Annotated in this window: 13 protein-coding genes; 6 read left to right on the top strand and 7 right to left on the bottom strand. The window is 56.2% G+C overall.

All coding sequences use genetic code 11. The features are described 5' to 3' along the window. Positions 1-88 precede the first annotated feature (88 nt). Genes LKE28_03430 through LKE28_03410 form a run of 5 tightly spaced genes read left to right on the top strand, consistent with a single transcriptional unit; the run spans position 89 to position 6,273 of the window. Entirely contained in the window at positions 89-1,090 is a 1,002-nt protein-coding gene (locus LKE28_03430) for a bile acid:sodium symporter family protein (protein ID MCH3907305.1), read from the top strand. Further along, the gene (locus tag LKE28_03425; GenBank protein ID MCH3907304.1) at positions 1,087-2,568 is read left to right on the top strand and encodes a tagaturonate reductase; all 1,482 of its coding nucleotides are present in this window, start codon (positions 1,087-1,089) and stop codon (positions 2,566-2,568) included. The genes LKE28_03430 and LKE28_03425 overlap by 4 nt, the downstream gene beginning before the upstream one ends. A gap of 10 nt (positions 2,569-2,578) precedes the next feature. Then, positions 2,579-4,087: an altronate dehydratase family protein gene (locus LKE28_03420; protein MCH3907303.1), complete on the top strand. Its 1,509-nt coding sequence runs from the start codon at positions 2,579-2,581 to the stop codon at positions 4,085-4,087. Continuing rightward, positions 4,084-5,487: a glucuronate isomerase gene (gene uxaC, locus LKE28_03415; protein MCH3907302.1), complete on the top strand. Its 1,404-nt coding sequence runs from the start codon at positions 4,084-4,086 to the stop codon at positions 5,485-5,487. Before LKE28_03420 ends, uxaC begins: the two co-directional genes overlap by 4 nt. A 9-nt stretch (positions 5,488-5,496) precedes the next feature. Next, positions 5,497-6,273, top strand: a complete 777-nt coding sequence (locus LKE28_03410; protein MCH3907301.1) for an IclR family transcriptional regulator — start codon at positions 5,497-5,499, stop codon at positions 6,271-6,273. Here the strand turns inward: LKE28_03410 and LKE28_03405 are convergent, their stop codons facing one another. From LKE28_03405 to LKE28_03375, 7 genes are all read right to left on the bottom strand, one after another. Further along, the gene (locus LKE28_03405) at positions 6,274-7,251 is read right to left on the bottom strand and encodes a hypothetical protein (protein MCH3907300.1); all 978 of its coding nucleotides are present in this window, start codon (positions 7,249-7,251) and stop codon (positions 6,274-6,276) included. It lies immediately after the preceding gene. Positions 7,252-7,287: 36 nt separating this feature from the next. After that, entirely contained in the window at positions 7,288-8,121 is an 834-nt protein-coding gene (locus tag LKE28_03400) for a carbohydrate ABC transporter permease (protein MCH3907299.1), read from the bottom strand. A 1-nt stretch (position 8,122) separates the two neighbouring features. After that, entirely contained in the window at positions 8,123-9,040 is a 918-nt protein-coding gene (locus tag LKE28_03395) for a sugar ABC transporter permease (protein ID MCH3907298.1), read from the bottom strand. Between the two features lie 62 nt (positions 9,041-9,102). After that, positions 9,103-10,338 carry an ABC transporter substrate-binding protein gene (locus LKE28_03390; GenBank protein ID MCH3907297.1) on the bottom strand — a complete coding sequence of 412 codons (1,236 nt, stop codon included), beginning with the start codon at positions 10,336-10,338 and terminating at the stop codon, positions 9,103-9,105. Between the two features lie 588 nt (positions 10,339-10,926). Continuing rightward, positions 10,927-11,745, bottom strand: coding sequence for a carbohydrate ABC transporter permease (locus LKE28_03385; protein ID MCH3907296.1), 819 nt, complete (start codon positions 11,743-11,745; stop codon positions 10,927-10,929). A gap of 9 nt (positions 11,746-11,754) precedes the next feature. Next, positions 11,755-12,633, bottom strand: a complete 879-nt coding sequence (locus tag LKE28_03380) for a sugar ABC transporter permease (protein MCH3907295.1) — start codon at positions 12,631-12,633, stop codon at positions 11,755-11,757. Between the two features lie 66 nt (positions 12,634-12,699). Further along, positions 12,700-13,866, bottom strand: a complete 1,167-nt coding sequence (locus tag LKE28_03375; protein MCH3907294.1) for a sugar ABC transporter substrate-binding protein — start codon at positions 13,864-13,866, stop codon at positions 12,700-12,702. A gap of 239 nt (positions 13,867-14,105) precedes the next feature. On the opposite strand from LKE28_03375, the gene LKE28_03370 reads away from it, so the two are divergent. Further along, on the top strand, positions 14,106-14,948 hold the full coding sequence (locus LKE28_03370; GenBank protein ID MCH3907293.1) for a MurR/RpiR family transcriptional regulator: 843 nt from the start codon (positions 14,106-14,108) through the stop codon (positions 14,946-14,948). The last annotated feature ends 6 nt before the right edge of the window (positions 14,949-14,954 follow it).

The raw sequence follows: 14,954 nt of genomic DNA, 5'->3' as shown, positions 1-14,954 counted from the left end.
CCTTCGTACAAAAAGATGCCTGTTTTTCCATCATACCACGGGAAATCCCGCCTTGACAGGTCAAAATGGCGAGCATATGATTGAAACTATGTTTCATTTTCAGAACACCGTCCAACACCTGAAGCAGGCGGACCATATCCTGGAACGGTTGATGCCGGTCATCACTCCTTGTGGCGTCCTGCTGGGGCTTCTGCTGGGACGTCACGTCGCATGGATGAAACCAAGCGTCAACTGGCTGTTCGGGTTCCTTACCCTGACCGGCGCGCTGTCCATCAGCGTCAATGACATCGGCAAGACGCTGAAGCGACCGTCGTTCCTGCTGGTGTTCCTGATCTGCGCCAATCTGCTGCTTCCGTTCATCGCATGGGCCAGCAGCGCCATCTGCTTTCCATCGGACAAGGATCTGCGTACCGGGTACATGCTGCTCAAGGCGACGCCATCGGCGGTGGTAGGGACGGTATGGAGCTCCATCTATGGCGGCAACATGGCCGTGTCGCTGACCATCCTTCTGGTGGACACGCTGTTCGCCCCGTTGCTGGTGCCGCTGACCATGCACATCTTCACCGGGCAGTCCGTCCAGATGGACACCACCGGCATGATGCTTTCCCTGGTGAAGATGGTGGTCATCCCGTCGATCATCGGAGTAGCGATCCACCAGGCAACCCACGGCAAGGTGACGAAGACCGTCGCCCCGTGTCTCAAGCCGTTCTCCAAGGTCGGGTTGCTGCTGGTCGTCATGATCAACACCTCCCAGATTGCCGAAGAGTTGATCCAGTACGCAACATGGAAGTACATCCCCATCGCCCTGCTGTGCGCCGGCCTCGCCGCGGTGGGCTTCCCCATCGCCTACCGTTTCTGCCGGCTGTTCCACTTCTCCCACGAGGACGCCATTTCGGTGACGTTCGCTTCGTCGCTGCGGAACATCAGCGCCGCCCTGGTGCTCGCCATTGAGTTTTTCCCGCCGATGACGGCGCTTCCCGTCATCCTGGGAATTGTTTCCCAGCAAACAATCTGTGCGATCATGGCTTCCCTTTTATTTGGTAAAAAAGAGAAGAAAGACGTATACTATACAAAGGAGTCTGCGAAATGAAAAGCATTCTTGATGTCAAGCAACCGGTAGACAGACCGGTGCGTGTCCTCCAGTTCGGGGAAGGCAACTTCCTCCGCGCGTTCGTTGATTGGCAGTTCGACAATCTCAACGAGAAAACCGATTTCAATGGCAACATCGTGCTGGTCCAGCCGTTGGAACGGGGCATGGGTGGGATGATCAACCAGCAGAAAGGGCTGTACACCACGGTGCTTCGTGGCGTGCAGAACGGCAAACCGGTGGTGGAATACCGCCTGATCACCAGCGTGAAGGAATGCCTCAACCCGTACGTTGAGGAAGAGTACCGGAAATACATCGGCTACGCGGAAAGCCCGGAGCTGAGGTTCATCGTCTCCAACACCACCGAGGCGGGAATCTCCTACACCTCCGGCTGCTCCCTGTCCGACCAGCCGCCGCTCTCCTATCCGGCCAAGGTCTGCCAGTTCCTGTATCATCGCTACCAGTTCTTCCATGGGGATCCGAAGAAAGGCGTGATCCTGATTCCGTGCGAGCTGATCGAGAAGAATGGTGACAACCTGAAGCGGATCGTCCTGCAGTACGCCTCCGAATGGAAGCTGGAACAGGGCTTCACCGACTGGCTGGAGAATGCCTGTGATTTCTGCAACAGTCTGGTCGACCGGATCGTTCCGGGCTATCCCAAGGCCGAGGCGGAGAAGATCTGCCAGGAACTGGGCTACACGGACAACCTGCTTGATTCTGCGGAGATCTTCCACCTGTGGGTCATCGAGTGCCACAAGGCGCCGCACAGCCACGAGGACGAGCTTCCGTTCGACAAGGCGGGGCTGAACGTCGTCTGGACGGACGACATGAGCTTCTACCGCACCCGCAAGGTGCGCATCCTCAACGGCACCCACACGATGTTCGTTCCGGCAGGCTTCCTGTATGGATTCGACTGTGTCCGGGACTGCATCGAGGATCCGGTGATGATCAAATTCATCCGCAAGGGTCTGTTCGAGGAGATCATTCCGTCGATGGATGGCGACAAGGCGATGCTGACCAAGTACGCCGAGGATGTGCTGGAGCGTTTCGACAACCCGTACATCTATCACATGCTGCTCTCCATCACGCTGAACTCCACCAGCAAGTTCAAGACCCGGGATCTTCCATCCGTCAAAGGATACATCCAGAAGACCGGCAAGGCCCCTGTGGTGCTCTCCTTCGGCATCGCCGCCTTGATCACCTTCTACAACGGAAAGGACATCCACGACCGGCAGATGACGGGCCTCAGGGACGGCAAGCCGTATGCCATCCAGGACGATGAGAGCGCGCTCTCCTTCTTCCAGGATCTGCACGGCAAGACCAACGATCCCAAGAAGCTCGCCCATGAGACGTTGGCTCATACCGAATTCTGGGGCGAGGATCTGACCAAGCTTTCCGGTCTGGAGGATGCCGTAGCCTCCGCTCTGGCGTCCATCCAGAAGCATGGCATGCAGCAGGCCGTGCAGCAGCTGGTCAAGTAAAGGGGGGTTCATGAAGAACAAACTGCTCAGGATTACGCCGCACGACAGCGTCGCCGTTGCCATCCAGCCCGTCGCCAAGGGTGAGACCTTGACGGTGGACGGGATTACGGTGACCGCGCTTGAGGATATTCCGGCGGGGCACAAGATCGCGCTGGAAGCGATCAAGGCAGGGGAACCGGTCATCAAGTACGGATACCCCATCGGAGCGATGAAAACGGACATCCAGAAAGGCGGGCACGTCCATGCGGACAACCTGCACACCTTGCTGGAGGAGTCCGGTACCTACCGGTACGATGAGAAGCAGGCGGATGCGTTCAAGGCCAAGGCTGACGAACTGAAGAAAAGGTACGAAGGGCACGTTCCCACCATCCAGGCGTATCAACGCTCCGATGGCAGGATCGGCATCCGCAACGAACTGTGGATCGTCCCGACGGTGGGATGCGTCAACCGCATCGGAGAACGGCTGGTAGCCTGGGCGGACCAGCACCTTGGGGTGGAAGCCCACATCTGGAGCCATCCGTTCGGATGCTCCCAGCTGGGCGACGACCATGAGGCGACCCGGAAAATCCTGGCCGATCTGGTCCACCATCCCAATGCCGGTGGCGTCTTGGTGCTTTCCCTGGGGTGCGAGAACAACACCCCGGCGTCGTTCCGCGAGCTGGTCGGTCCGGTGGATCCCAACCGGGTCAAGTTCCTGGTCTGCCAGGACGTGGAGGATGAGATCGCCTCTGCGCAGAAGCTGATGACCGAGCTGGCCGAGACGATGAAAGGAGACAAACGGACACCGGTCCCGATGTCCCGCCTGGTCGTCGGCCTGAAGTGCGGCGGCAGTGACGGGCTTTCCGGCATCACCGCCAACCCGCTGGTCGGCCGCTTCTGCGACGCCTTGACCGCCATGGGCGGCACGGCGATTCTCACCGAGGTGCCGGAGATGTTCGGAGCCGAGCAGATTCTGATGAACCGCGCCGATTCACCGGCGGTGTTCGACAAGACGGTCGATTTGATCAACGCGTTCAAGGAATACTTCGTCAAACACGGACAGGTGGTCTATGAGAACCCGTCGCCGGGCAACAAGGCCGGTGGCATCAGTTCGCTGGAGGATAAGAGCCTGGGATGCGTGCAGAAAGGCGGGCATGCCGTGGTGAAGGATGTCCTTCCCTATGGCGCCCGTGTGGTGACACCGGGGCTGAACCTGCTCTCCGGACCGGGGAACGACATCGTGTCGACCACCGCCCTGTCGGCGGCAGGCTGCCACATGATCCTGTTCACCACCGGGCGTGGAACCCCGCTGGGTTCCGTCGTTCCGACGCTGAAGATCTCCAGCAACACCCCGCTTGCCGAGCACAAGCCCAATTGGATCGACTTCAACGCCGGCCGGGTGCTGGAAGAGGATTCCCAGAAGGTGACGGATGATCTGATCGACCTGGTCAGGCAGTGCGCTGACGGCACGTATCGCACGAAAAACGAACAGAACGGATACGCGGAAATCTCACTGTTCAAAGATGGAGTAATACTATGAGACAATTCATGGATGAGCATTTCATGCTGTACAACGATACGGCGGAAACCCTTTTCAACACGTACGCGAAGGATATGCCGATTTTCGATTACCACTGCCATTTGATCCCCCGGCAGATCGCCGAGGACAAGCGGTTCACCACCATCACCGACGCGTGGCTTGGCGGAGACCACTACAAGTGGAGATTGATGCGGGCATACGGTTTCGATGAGAAGTTGATCACCGGCGACGCCGATCCGTACGACAAGTTCCTGGCATGGGCGGAGACGATGGAACATTCCATTGGAAACCCGGTCTACCACTGGACCCATCTGGAGTTGCAGCGATACTTCGGCATCAACCAGGTACTGAACCGCAAGAACGCCAAGGCGATCTACGACGAGGCGAACGAGAAGTTCAAGACCGATCCGACGCTGTCCGTCTTTGGCATCATGAAGAAGTTCAAGGTGTACGCCGTCGGGACGACGGATGATCCCGCCGATGACCTGCACTTCCACCAGTTGATCAAAAACGAAGGGAACTGTCCCGCCAAGGTCATTCCTTCCTACCGCCCGGACAAGGCCATCCAGATCGAGAAGGCGACATTCGCCGACTACATCGCCACGCTTGCAAAGGCGGCGGGCATGGAGATCAACAGCGCCGAGGATGTCACCGCCGCATTGATCAAGCGGCTGGACTTCTTCGTCCAAATGGGATGCAAAGCCAGCGACCATGCGTTGATCAGCGCGCCGCACACCTTCCTGCCGGTGGAGCAGGTCAACGCCATCTTCCAGAAGAAGATGAACGGTGGCATCCTCTCCGAAGAAGAAATCGACGCCTACAAGACGTTCGTCCTGACGACGATGGCCAAGGCGTACGCCAAGCGGAACATCGCCATGCAGCTGCACTTCTCCTCGATCCGAGACTGCAACCAGGTGATGTTCGACAAGCTGGGGCCGGACACCGGGTTCGATGCCGTGCATGACGTTGAGCTTTCCGCCAACCTCTGCGCGTTCCTGAAGAACCTGTCCATCACCGACGAAGTGCCCAAGACGATCCTGTACAGCCTGAACCCGAAGGACTTCTACCCGCTGGCCACCCTGATGGGTTGCTACCAGGGAGGAGGCATCCACGGCAAGATGCAGCTCGGCTCGGCGTGGTGGTTCTGCGATCATCGCGACGGCATGGAGTTCCAGCTGAAGACGCTGGCCAACGTCGGGTTGCTCCCCACCTTCATCGGCATGCTGACGGACAGCCGTTCGTTCCTTTCCTACCCGCGCCACGAGTACTTCCGCAGGATCCTGTGCAACGTCATCGGGACATGGGTGGAGAACGGAGAGCTTCCCAACGACATCGATTCCTTGGGTTCGATGGTCCAGGACATCAGCTTCACCAACGCGAAGCAGTACTTCGAAGGCTGAGGGGATCGTATGGAACCGGAAAAGACACAAACCAGCGGAGTGGTTCGGACCATCGCGATCCTGGAATCATTGGCACATTGCACAAGCATCAATTTGGAGCAGTTGTCCAAGCAGACCAAGCTTCCCAAGGCGACGCTTCTCCGGTTCCTCAATACGTTGATCGGCCTGGGCTACGTGTATCGTGACCCTGCCGACCAATATTCCTTGACGCTGAAGATGTTCTCCGTCGGTTCCCATGGCCTGGAGCACATTGATCTGATCGGACTGGCAAACCCGGTGGCGCAGAAACTCTGCGACAGCCTGGGGGAGACAGTCCACATGGGAATTCTGGAAGGCAACCACGCCGTCTATGTGCTGAAAAAAGAATCATCCTATACGATCCGGATGTACAGCCGGGTGGGCAAATCCATCCCGCTGTACTGCACCGGCATCGGCAAGGTGTTTCTGGCCAGCATGACGGAGGAAGAGTTGCAACGCTACCTCTCCTCAACCATTCTCAAACCGTACACGCCCCACACCATCAGGGATGCCGAATCCCTGAGAAAAGAACTGGAACTGGTGCGCCAGCGTGGCTGGGCGACGGATGAGGAGGAGCATGAGATCGGGACACTGTGCATCGCTTCCCCGGTGAAGGATTACACCGGCAAGACGGTGGCGGCTATGAGCGTCACCTGGCCTCTGTTCCGGTTCAACCGCGCCGAACAGGACCGCATCACCAAGGCGATCACCACGGAGTGCGGCCACCTGTCCAAACTGCTTGGCTACGAAGCGCCGAATCCCGCCTGATCACTCGCTCTCATGATCATGGTGGTCATGGTCATGATGGTGGTGTTCCTCCATGTCTTGCGACACCAGCGCCGCGGCGGCCTGGACGTATCCTTCGCACACCTCATCCATCTCCGTATCCGTCCGGTCCGGCAGGGTGATCATCATCCCCAGGGCCTGACACACATCCTTGTACAGATAGTAGGAGCGCTCATCCATGGCGTGCATCGCTGCCGGCACTCCCTTCTGCTGGCAGTATGAGAGAAAATGCTCGACGAACGTGACATGTTCCTTGGCGTAGTCGGAGATCATCATGGCATCCACCGGCGTGTGGCGTGTCTTGTCAAACAACACCTGGACGAACGGATAGGAATCCCCCAGGGGAATCGGACAGACGAACACCGCGGCGTACAGCACCGTCGTTTCTTTCTGGCGGTTCCGCCGGAGCGTTGCCAGCCTTTGGAAATCGGTGATCGTCGCCACATCGTGGGTGAACGAGATGTCGATGTCCTTGACGAACAGCGGGGAAACCGACCCGTCTTCCCCGACGAGCGGCGCCACATCCTCCGGAGCGCCCCCCACCCCGGCATCCTTCATCCACCCTTCCTTGTCCTTCCACCGGGCGAACGCGTCCACGCCGGAGAGCAGGACGGAAAGGAGATTCTCCACCGCCGAAGGGTCTTTCGGCGGATGGGGATCATGAAGCGGACGCTTTTCCATCACCGGTTCCTTTTCCCCCGGACAGATCACCAGGACATCCTGCTCGATCTTCCGGTTGAACTCCTTCAGCGGGGTGCCTTCATCCCTGCTGTCGGCGAAGCTTTTCAGGAACGTGGCGTATCCCGCCTCTCCTGGATAGGCCAGGATGGTGTCGGTGTCCGTGACGAAAAAGCAGTAGTAGATGATTCCGTTCGCCTTGACGGCGACCAGATCATACGGATTGAGCGTGGCGATCACGCCACGCTGGGAAATCTGGGTTAAGGTGTCTGTGAGACTCATGGGTCCAGCATACCATATTCCCCGCTGGTCAGGAACCTATCCCTTCACCGCGCCGGCCGTCACGCCTTTGATGAACTGCTTGCTCATCGAAAGGTACAAGAGCAGTACCGGAATGGCGGAGAGCGTCAGGACGGCAAGCACCTTGGACCAGTCCGTCTGGTACTGGCCGAACAGGCGGGTGACGCCCAACAGCAGGGTTTTCTGCGATTCGTCGTTGATGAAGATCAACGGGAACCACAGGTCGTTCCAGAAGGGGATCAGATTGTAGATGGCAACGGTGGCCAGGGCCGGACGGATCAACGGGAGCAGAATGATGCCGAACACCCTGAGGTACGAGGCGCCGTCAATGATGGCAGCCTCGGTCAGCTCGTGGGGCACTTCCCGGAAGAACTCCGTCAGCACGAACACCCCGATGGGAAGCCCCATGGCGATGTAGATCGGCACCAGGGACCAGATGGTGTTGAGCAGTCCCAGGGCACGGACCAGCTCGAGCAGCTTGATGGACGCGATCTTGATGGGAAGCATCATGCCGGCGATGAAGAACAGGTACAGGCCTCGGGATGTCCTCCCCCGCCAGTTGGAAAGGGCGAACGAGGCCAGCGACGAGATGACCAGCACCAGAAACAGCGAGAGGACCACGACGATCAGGCTGTTCTTGAAATAGGTCAGGAAATCCCCGTCCCGAAGCACGGAGCGGTAATTCCCGAAGTTCCACTGTTTGGGAATCCAGAATGGATTGGTGTAGATGGTCAGCCGCGTCTTGAACGAGTTGACGATCAACACCCACAGGGGAAAGAGGACGACGAAACACCACAGGATCATTACGACATGGGAGCCGATGTGGCGTGACGTACGGGTTTGTCGTTCCATCTCACGCCTCCTTCTGGGTGTACCGGAGTACCGGGATCACACCGGCCATCAATACAAAGAACGTGATGGTGGCGATGGCCGCCCCCATGCCGGCATCAGGGATGCCGATGGGATGCTGGCCGGCGATACCGACACGGTAGAACAACGTGCCGATTAGATCGGTGGCGTACGACGGGGCGCCGTTGACGTTCTCCGTGGCGAAGACCACGTCAAAGGCGTTGAAGTTGTTGACGAACGTCAAAATGGTGATCATCCCGACGACCGGCAGGATCATCGGATACTTGACGTACCAGAAGGTCTGCCAGGCGTTGGCCCCCTCGATCTGCGCCGCTTCCAGGCAATCATCCGGAATGTTCCGCAGGGCGGCGACGAACATCATCGTCGGGATGCCCATCCACTGCCAGCAGGAGATCAAGGCGACGCAGGTAAGCGCCGTGGACTGGTCTCCCAACCAGGGACGGACCAGAAATCCCAGGTGCATTTTGGTCAGCACATCCCCGCACCACACCGGGTTGAGCAGCAGTTTCCACAGGTATCCGGTGACCAGTACGGCGAACGTGGTGGGGATGAAGATCACCGTCTGGTAGAAACTTCTTCCCTTCATTGTCGGATTGGTCAAAATAACAGCGAACAGCATGCCCAGACAGTTCTGGGCCAGCATGTTGATGAAAAAGAAATACCAGGTGTTTCCGAAGGCGCCCCAATAGCGGACACGATGGGTCTCATCGGTGAACAACGTCCGGAAATTGCCCCATCCCACGAAACTGCGCGTCGCCGGCGTATTGCCGGTAAAGAACGCCAGCCGCAGGGAATCCAACAGGGGCCAGGCCATGAACACCACATAGAACAGCAACGCGGGAAGGAGATAGAGAATCCAGTACCTTCCCTTTGGCGTAATGGAATTCCGTACTTGCTTCATCAACGCTTCCTTGGAGAAAGACAAGCGGGATGGCCGCCAGAACGGCGGCCATCTTCCCTTTGTTACTTCTTCAGCGCGGCGACGCTGTCAGCGGCCTGCTGCGCCGTGATCTCCCCGCGCATCACTTTGATGACCGCCTGGTTCATCGGCGAATACAGATCCATCAATGCGGGCCAGACGAAACGGGCATCCGTTTCCTTGCCGGCGTTCAACGCCAGGAACTCGTTGGCGTGAGGATCATCCAGCGTGATCTCAAAGTTGATCATCGGGAAGTAGCCGACCGGCAGGTTCTTGCTTGCCGTGGTGGCGCCTTCCTTGGTGCAGAGCCACGCGAGGAACGCCTTGGCTTCTGCGGGATGCGTGGTGGCGGTGTTCATCGTGATGGCCATGTCCGGATGGAAGCAGATGGCCGTCTTTCTCCCCTTGGGGGCAGGAATGGCAAACACGCCCCACTGGAACGTGGCGTCCTTGTACACGCCGGCCGTCCAGGAACCATCGACGAACATGGCGGCCTTCTGCGTGTTGAACAACACCTGGCTGTCATTGTACGTGACGGACTCGAAGCCCTTCGGGCAGTACTTGGCCACATCGGCCATCGCCTGATAGGCTGCGACGAAGTTCTCGTCGTTGAGTTTCTTCTCACCGCTCTCGTACTTCACCCGTTCCGACGCGCCACCCACGTAGTTGGGAAGCATGCCAAGGAAGAAGCATTCCAAAATATCCCATTCATCGGCGACGCCGTTGGCAAGCGGCGTGACGCCGGCTTTCTGCAACGTATCACAGACAGAGAGGAAATCCTCCCATGTGGTCGGAATGGAAAGACCGTACTTGGCGAAGATGTCCTTGTTGTAGTACACCGCATGGCTGACCGCTGCGAACGGGACGGCGAACATCCTGCCATCGGGCATCTGCCACGGTGCCAGATTGGACGCGGAGAAATTGGTCATCAGGCCTGGAATGTCGGTGCAGTCGGCGAAATAGCCTGCGTTGAACAGTTCCTGGCCGGTGGCGTAGGAGCGGGCGTACATCAGATCCGGGCCGGTCTTGGAATCCAGCTGGAGACGCAGCGTCGCGTTGTAATCAGGGGGATTGGTCGGCTGGAATTTGATCTCCACGTTCGGGGCGACCTTCTTGTACTCGGCAAGCAGGTTGTTCATCTGCTCGACATCATCGGTTCTCCACGAACCCATCGTCAACGTCACCTTCTGGGCTGCAGGAGCGGAAGCTTCCTTGGAGCCTTGGGCGAAGACAGTGAAGCACATGCAGAGCACCATCAACAAAACCAATGTTTTTTTCATGTGAGCCTCCTCAGACATTATGCAGGGGCTACTGCCCGTCTGCGCCTCTATTGTAAAGCCAAACATTTCACATCAAAAGAGCGTAACGACAGCTTTTCATGAAAATTATCGACATGATTCAAAGGTTTTTGCCCTCTCAACAAGGCCACTTTTCCTTCCCTCTTCACGCATCACACAAGAGAATTCAGACGAATCCCCTATCGGCACACGGCCCTTTTCTTTTGGCCTTTGGAAGAAAAATGTACATACTTTTTGGGAAATCCCACATCAGGAGGAGCGGACATGCAAACCATCAACCAACATGATGCACCCATAGATGCGAAAAACCGTGTGCTCCCTTGTATTTTGGTTCCTCCGTTTGAGGTTGCAAAGCGCCCCCCTTTCTGATAGGGATGCAAGCATGAGGAATCTTTTCCAAGGGAAGGTCTTGGAATCGGTGAATCTCACCAAATTCTCCCGATAAGCATCCACCTGTCGCCAGATGCATTTTGCCATCACGGCGCGACTTTTCATGCGAAGGGTTCGAACACCATCCGCCTCCGGCCAGCCACAGCACTTGGCACGTGGAGAGGTCATACGTACCGGGGATTATCCTTTCACCGCTCCGGCGGTCAATCCTTTCACCACGTATTTCTGGAATACCATGGTCAACACGATGGCGGGAGCCATGATGGCGACTGCCGCGGCCATCACGGCACCCCAATCGACCTCCACATAGGAAAGGAAGTTGTACACGGCGATAGGAAGCGTCCGGGTCTTCTGCTGGCTGAGCACCTGGCTGAACATGAAGTTGTTCCAACTGAAGATAAAACTCAATGTCGTCGCCGTCACGATTCCCGGCGTCGAAAGCGGAAGCACAATGGAAATGAAGGTATGTTGCCGGGTCTGTCCATCAACCATTGCGGCTTCCTCAAGCTCCAACGGGACGGAATCAAAATACGGACTCATCACCCACACCACCAACGGCAGGGCGATCAACATATGGGAGAGGATCAACGCCACATAGGAATCCATCAACCGGAGCCGGGAGAAGACGATGTACCACGGCATCAGAAATGAGATTCCGGGAAGCAGGCGGGCGACAAGAATGAAGACGGAAAGCTTCTTTTGCTTGAACCGCGCAATGGAATAAGCAGCAGGCAACCCCAGCACCAACGAAAGGGACACCGCAACCACCGCAACGATGACGGAATTCTTCAGGTATTTCATGAAGTCCTGTTCAACGAACACCCGTTCATAGTTCTGGGCGGTGGGACGAAACACGAATCTCGGCGGCCAAGCGATGATGTCGACTTGCGTCTTTATCGAACTCATCACCATCCAGACAAACGGAAACAGGATGGGGATGATGATACATGCCAGCAGAATGGGGAATACGATACGAAACGCGGTACGTTCTTTTCTCATATTCCTCTCCTACAGCTCAAACGCTTTCCTGAGTTTCATGACACCCAGGCTGAAAAACAGGACGATTACGAACAGGATGACCAGCATCACGGCGCTTCTCCCCATGCGGAAATATTCAAAACTGTATTTGAACGCCAGAATATTCAGGTTTTCCGACGCATATCCGGGCCCCCCACCCGTCATGGCGTAAATGATGTCGTACGTTTTCAACGCATCAATGGAACGAAGGATCACCGCGGTGAGGATGGTCGGCATCAGCATCGGCAAGGTGATCCTGAACAGAATCTGCCGGGAATTCGCCCCATCCACATAGGCTGACTCATAGGGCTCCGTGGAAAGACCGGCGAGCCCTGCCATGACAATGATGGTGATCATCGGCGTCCACTGCCAGATATCCACCAAGATCAAGGAAGGCATCACCGTGGCCGCGTCGGTCACCCATCCGGACTGCGGCAACCCAAGTTTGCTGAGCATATAATTCAGGATCCCGATGGTAGGATCATAGAACAGATTCCAGACAATACCGATGGCGACCGGTGTCGATACCAACGGCAACAACAACAGCGTCTTCACGATTCCTTTTCCGGTAAATTCCCGATTCAACAACAGGGCGACCGCTGTTCCCAAAACCATTTCAACGATCACCGCACCAAAGGTAAACGCAAATGTTCTTCCCAGGGCCGCATGGAATCTTGGTTCCTTGAGCACGGACACATAGCTCTGCAATCCGATGAATTGCAACGGCTTTCCACTGGTGAGCGTCCAGTCCGTAAAACTTAAGAAAAATGTATAACAGACAGGAAACACCATCAGCACCACGACAAATATCACCGCAGGCAGTGGAAACAAATACTTGATGTTCCGTTCAAAGAATCCTTGCTTGATCATGCGCCGCCTCTTTCCTGCAAAACAACTCCAGGCATGGAGGACCCATGCCCGGAGAACCTTCGTGTGTTACGGTTGGTATTCCCCATCCGTCTTCAATAACTCATTCACCGCTTTCGCTTTTTCCGCAGCCATCGCGGGAATCTTGGAGGACTCACCTTTCGAATTGATCGACTCGATGATCACTTCTCCGATGAGATCCCGCGCCGCGCCCACAGAACTCATGTAGGGCCGGTCATACGGATATCCGTTGGCAGCCGCAGTCGCCTGGGACTCCACCAACCCGGGATTCATCACGGCAAGCACGTCTTTGTCTTTCCACACGGAGTTGCGGGCCATGGTGATGTCGCTCATCATGCCTTCCTTGGCAAGCGCCTGGCTGGTCGCCCACTCCAGGAACTGTTTGGCTGCATCCAGATTTTTCGTTTTGCTGGCAATGGCCATGCCCCAGGAAACCACAATGAACGGGTTGTTCCGTTTCGGACCGGTGGGGAATGCGGCAACACCGACGTTTTCTTTGGGGATCACCGTCTTCGCCGGGTCGACCACCTGGCCATAGAACACGGAGGCGTCGGTCCACATGGCGATTTTTCCCGCCTGGAAGACCGGCATGATGTTTTCCCACGACATGCTGGTGATGCCCTGCGGTCCATACGTCCCGTTCAACCGTCCGTAGTAGCGGATGGCCGCAACCGCTTCCGGGCTGTCAAATACGGCATGTCCGTTTTCCAGATACCGGCCTCCGAAATTGTACACGTAGCTGGACATCTGGGTGACTCCGGCATTCCCCTTTCCGCGCGACGCGAATCCGGCGACCCCATCTTTGTTCAGCTTGGCCGCGGCGGCTTCCAGTTCCTCAAAGTTCTTTGGAACCGCAATCCCTGCCTTCTCAAGCAGATCTTTCCGGTAATACAACACTTCCCATTCCGTCACCAACGGGACGATATAGGAAACACCGGTCTTTTTCCCGATATCCACCGTACTCTGGGGATAATCGGAGAAATCATACGAATCAAGCGGCGTATACCACCCGTTCTTCATGAACAGCAGCCCTTCCTGCAACGGTCGGGTCATGAACACGTCAACCGATGAGGATCCTGTCGCAAATTCCGTGGTAAGTTGCTGGGTCAGCTGGGCTTCCTGCAACTGTTCCACCTTCACCTTGATCCCCGTCTTCGCCTCAAACTCAGGGATTCGCTTCTTCAGGAGATCCCCATAGGGATGGTTCGCCAACATCACCCGAATCTCCTGCGGTTTTTGCGTATCACTTTTTGCTTCTTGTCCTCCTTGGGCAAAGAGCATCAGAGACCCACACATACAGAGGATAAGGAATCCAATTAAAACCTTTTTCGTCATAACGCGCTCCTTTTGTATGTGTAAGTATGAAACCTGTTTTGGAATCTGTAAACAAAAAAGTAAATAAAAATTTCTTTACATGAATATTAATTTCATCTATAGTAAGACCAGAGGTTCTCATGGAAATCATCAGCGCGACATTCGCCATTAAACAGAATTACAACGAACTGAGCATCAAAGAAAAGAAAATCGCTGATTTTGTCCTTGCGCATCCGGAAGATTCCGTCAATCCAAGCATTGAGGAACTGGCCTCCCGCATCGGCATCAGTGAAGCCACGCTTGTCAGATTCGTCAGAAAGCTGGGGTTTTCCGGATACCAACAATTCAGGATCGCATTGGCGAAGGAATCAATCAACGGATCCAAACAGATCTTTGAAGTCGAGGTTTCCGACAAGGAGGACGTGGTGGATCTTGTGTTCAACCATACGATGAAAGTTCTGCAGGAAACCCAGAAGCTTGTGAACCGCAAAGAGGTACAACAACTGGCAGCCATCCTGGCCTCGTGCAGGACTGCCTATCTCTTTGGTTTGGGAGGATCGAACATCGCGGCGCGCGCCGCATTCCATAAATTCATCCGTTCCGGATTGAACTGTGGCTTCGCCGAAGACTTCCACATGCAACTGATGCTCGCCTCCCAAAGCACTTCAAAGGATGTGGCGCTCCTGTTCAGCCACATGGGAACCAACTATGACATCCTTTCCCTCGCCCAAGAGGTGAAGTGCCATCATTGTCCCGTGGTCGTGTTCACCAGTTATGCAAAATCCCCGCTTGCCCAGATGGCGGACAAGGTATTCTGCCTTTCTCCGGTGCACAGCGAAGTGGTTGCGGAAGCGTTTACCGCAAACATCGCGGCAGCCACCTACATCAATGTCATCTACATTGAGATGATGCAGCGTCTTGGAAAGAAAGGATTGGACAGTTTGGACAATATGCGGGAAGCGATCGCCAAACGGCGGTCATAAGCAAAG

The organism is Sphaerochaeta sp., assembly GCA_022482495.1.
In the GTDB taxonomy this organism is placed as follows: Bacteria; Spirochaetota; Spirochaetia; order Sphaerochaetales; family Sphaerochaetaceae; genus RUG023.
Note: the sequence above shows the minus strand (reverse complement) of the source record. Positions and strands in the feature narration are given on the sequence as shown.

Excerpts from the sequence above, each read along its gene's own strand:
- LKE28_03420 (MCH3907303.1), top strand. The coding sequence starts at position 2,579 with ATGAAGAACAAACTGCTCAGGATTACGCCGCACGACAGCGTCGCCGTT.
- LKE28_03385 (MCH3907296.1), bottom strand. The coding sequence starts at position 11,745 with ATGAGAAAAGAACGTACCGCGTTTCGTATCGTATTCCCCATTCTGCTG.
- LKE28_03375 (MCH3907294.1), bottom strand. The coding sequence starts at position 13,866 with ATGTTGGCGAACCATCCCTATGGGGATCTCCTGAAGAAGCGAATCCCT.
- LKE28_03410 (MCH3907301.1), top strand. The coding sequence starts at position 5,497 with ATGGAACCGGAAAAGACACAAACCAGCGGAGTGGTTCGGACCATCGCG.
- LKE28_03425 (MCH3907304.1), top strand. The coding sequence starts at position 1,087 with ATGAAAAGCATTCTTGATGTCAAGCAACCGGTAGACAGACCGGTGCGT.
- LKE28_03430 (MCH3907305.1), top strand. The coding sequence starts at position 89 with ATGTTTCATTTTCAGAACACCGTCCAACACCTGAAGCAGGCGGACCAT.
- LKE28_03370 (MCH3907293.1), top strand. The coding sequence starts at position 14,106 with ATGGAAATCATCAGCGCGACATTCGCCATTAAACAGAATTACAACGAA.
- LKE28_03395 (MCH3907298.1), bottom strand. The coding sequence starts at position 9,040 with ATGAAGCAAGTACGGAATTCCATTACGCCAAAGGGAAGGTACTGGATT.
- LKE28_03390 (MCH3907297.1), bottom strand. The coding sequence starts at position 10,338 with ATGAAAAAAACATTGGTTTTGTTGATGGTGCTCTGCATGTGCTTCACT.
- LKE28_03400 (MCH3907299.1), bottom strand. The coding sequence starts at position 8,121 with ATGGAACGACAAACCCGTACGTCACGCCACATCGGCTCCCATGTCGTA.
- uxaC (MCH3907302.1), top strand. The coding sequence starts at position 4,084 with ATGAGACAATTCATGGATGAGCATTTCATGCTGTACAACGATACGGCG.
- LKE28_03380 (MCH3907295.1), bottom strand. The coding sequence starts at position 12,633 with ATGATCAAGCAAGGATTCTTTGAACGGAACATCAAGTATTTGTTTCCA.
- LKE28_03405 (MCH3907300.1), bottom strand. The coding sequence starts at position 7,251 with ATGAGTCTCACAGACACCTTAACCCAGATTTCCCAGCGTGGCGTGATC.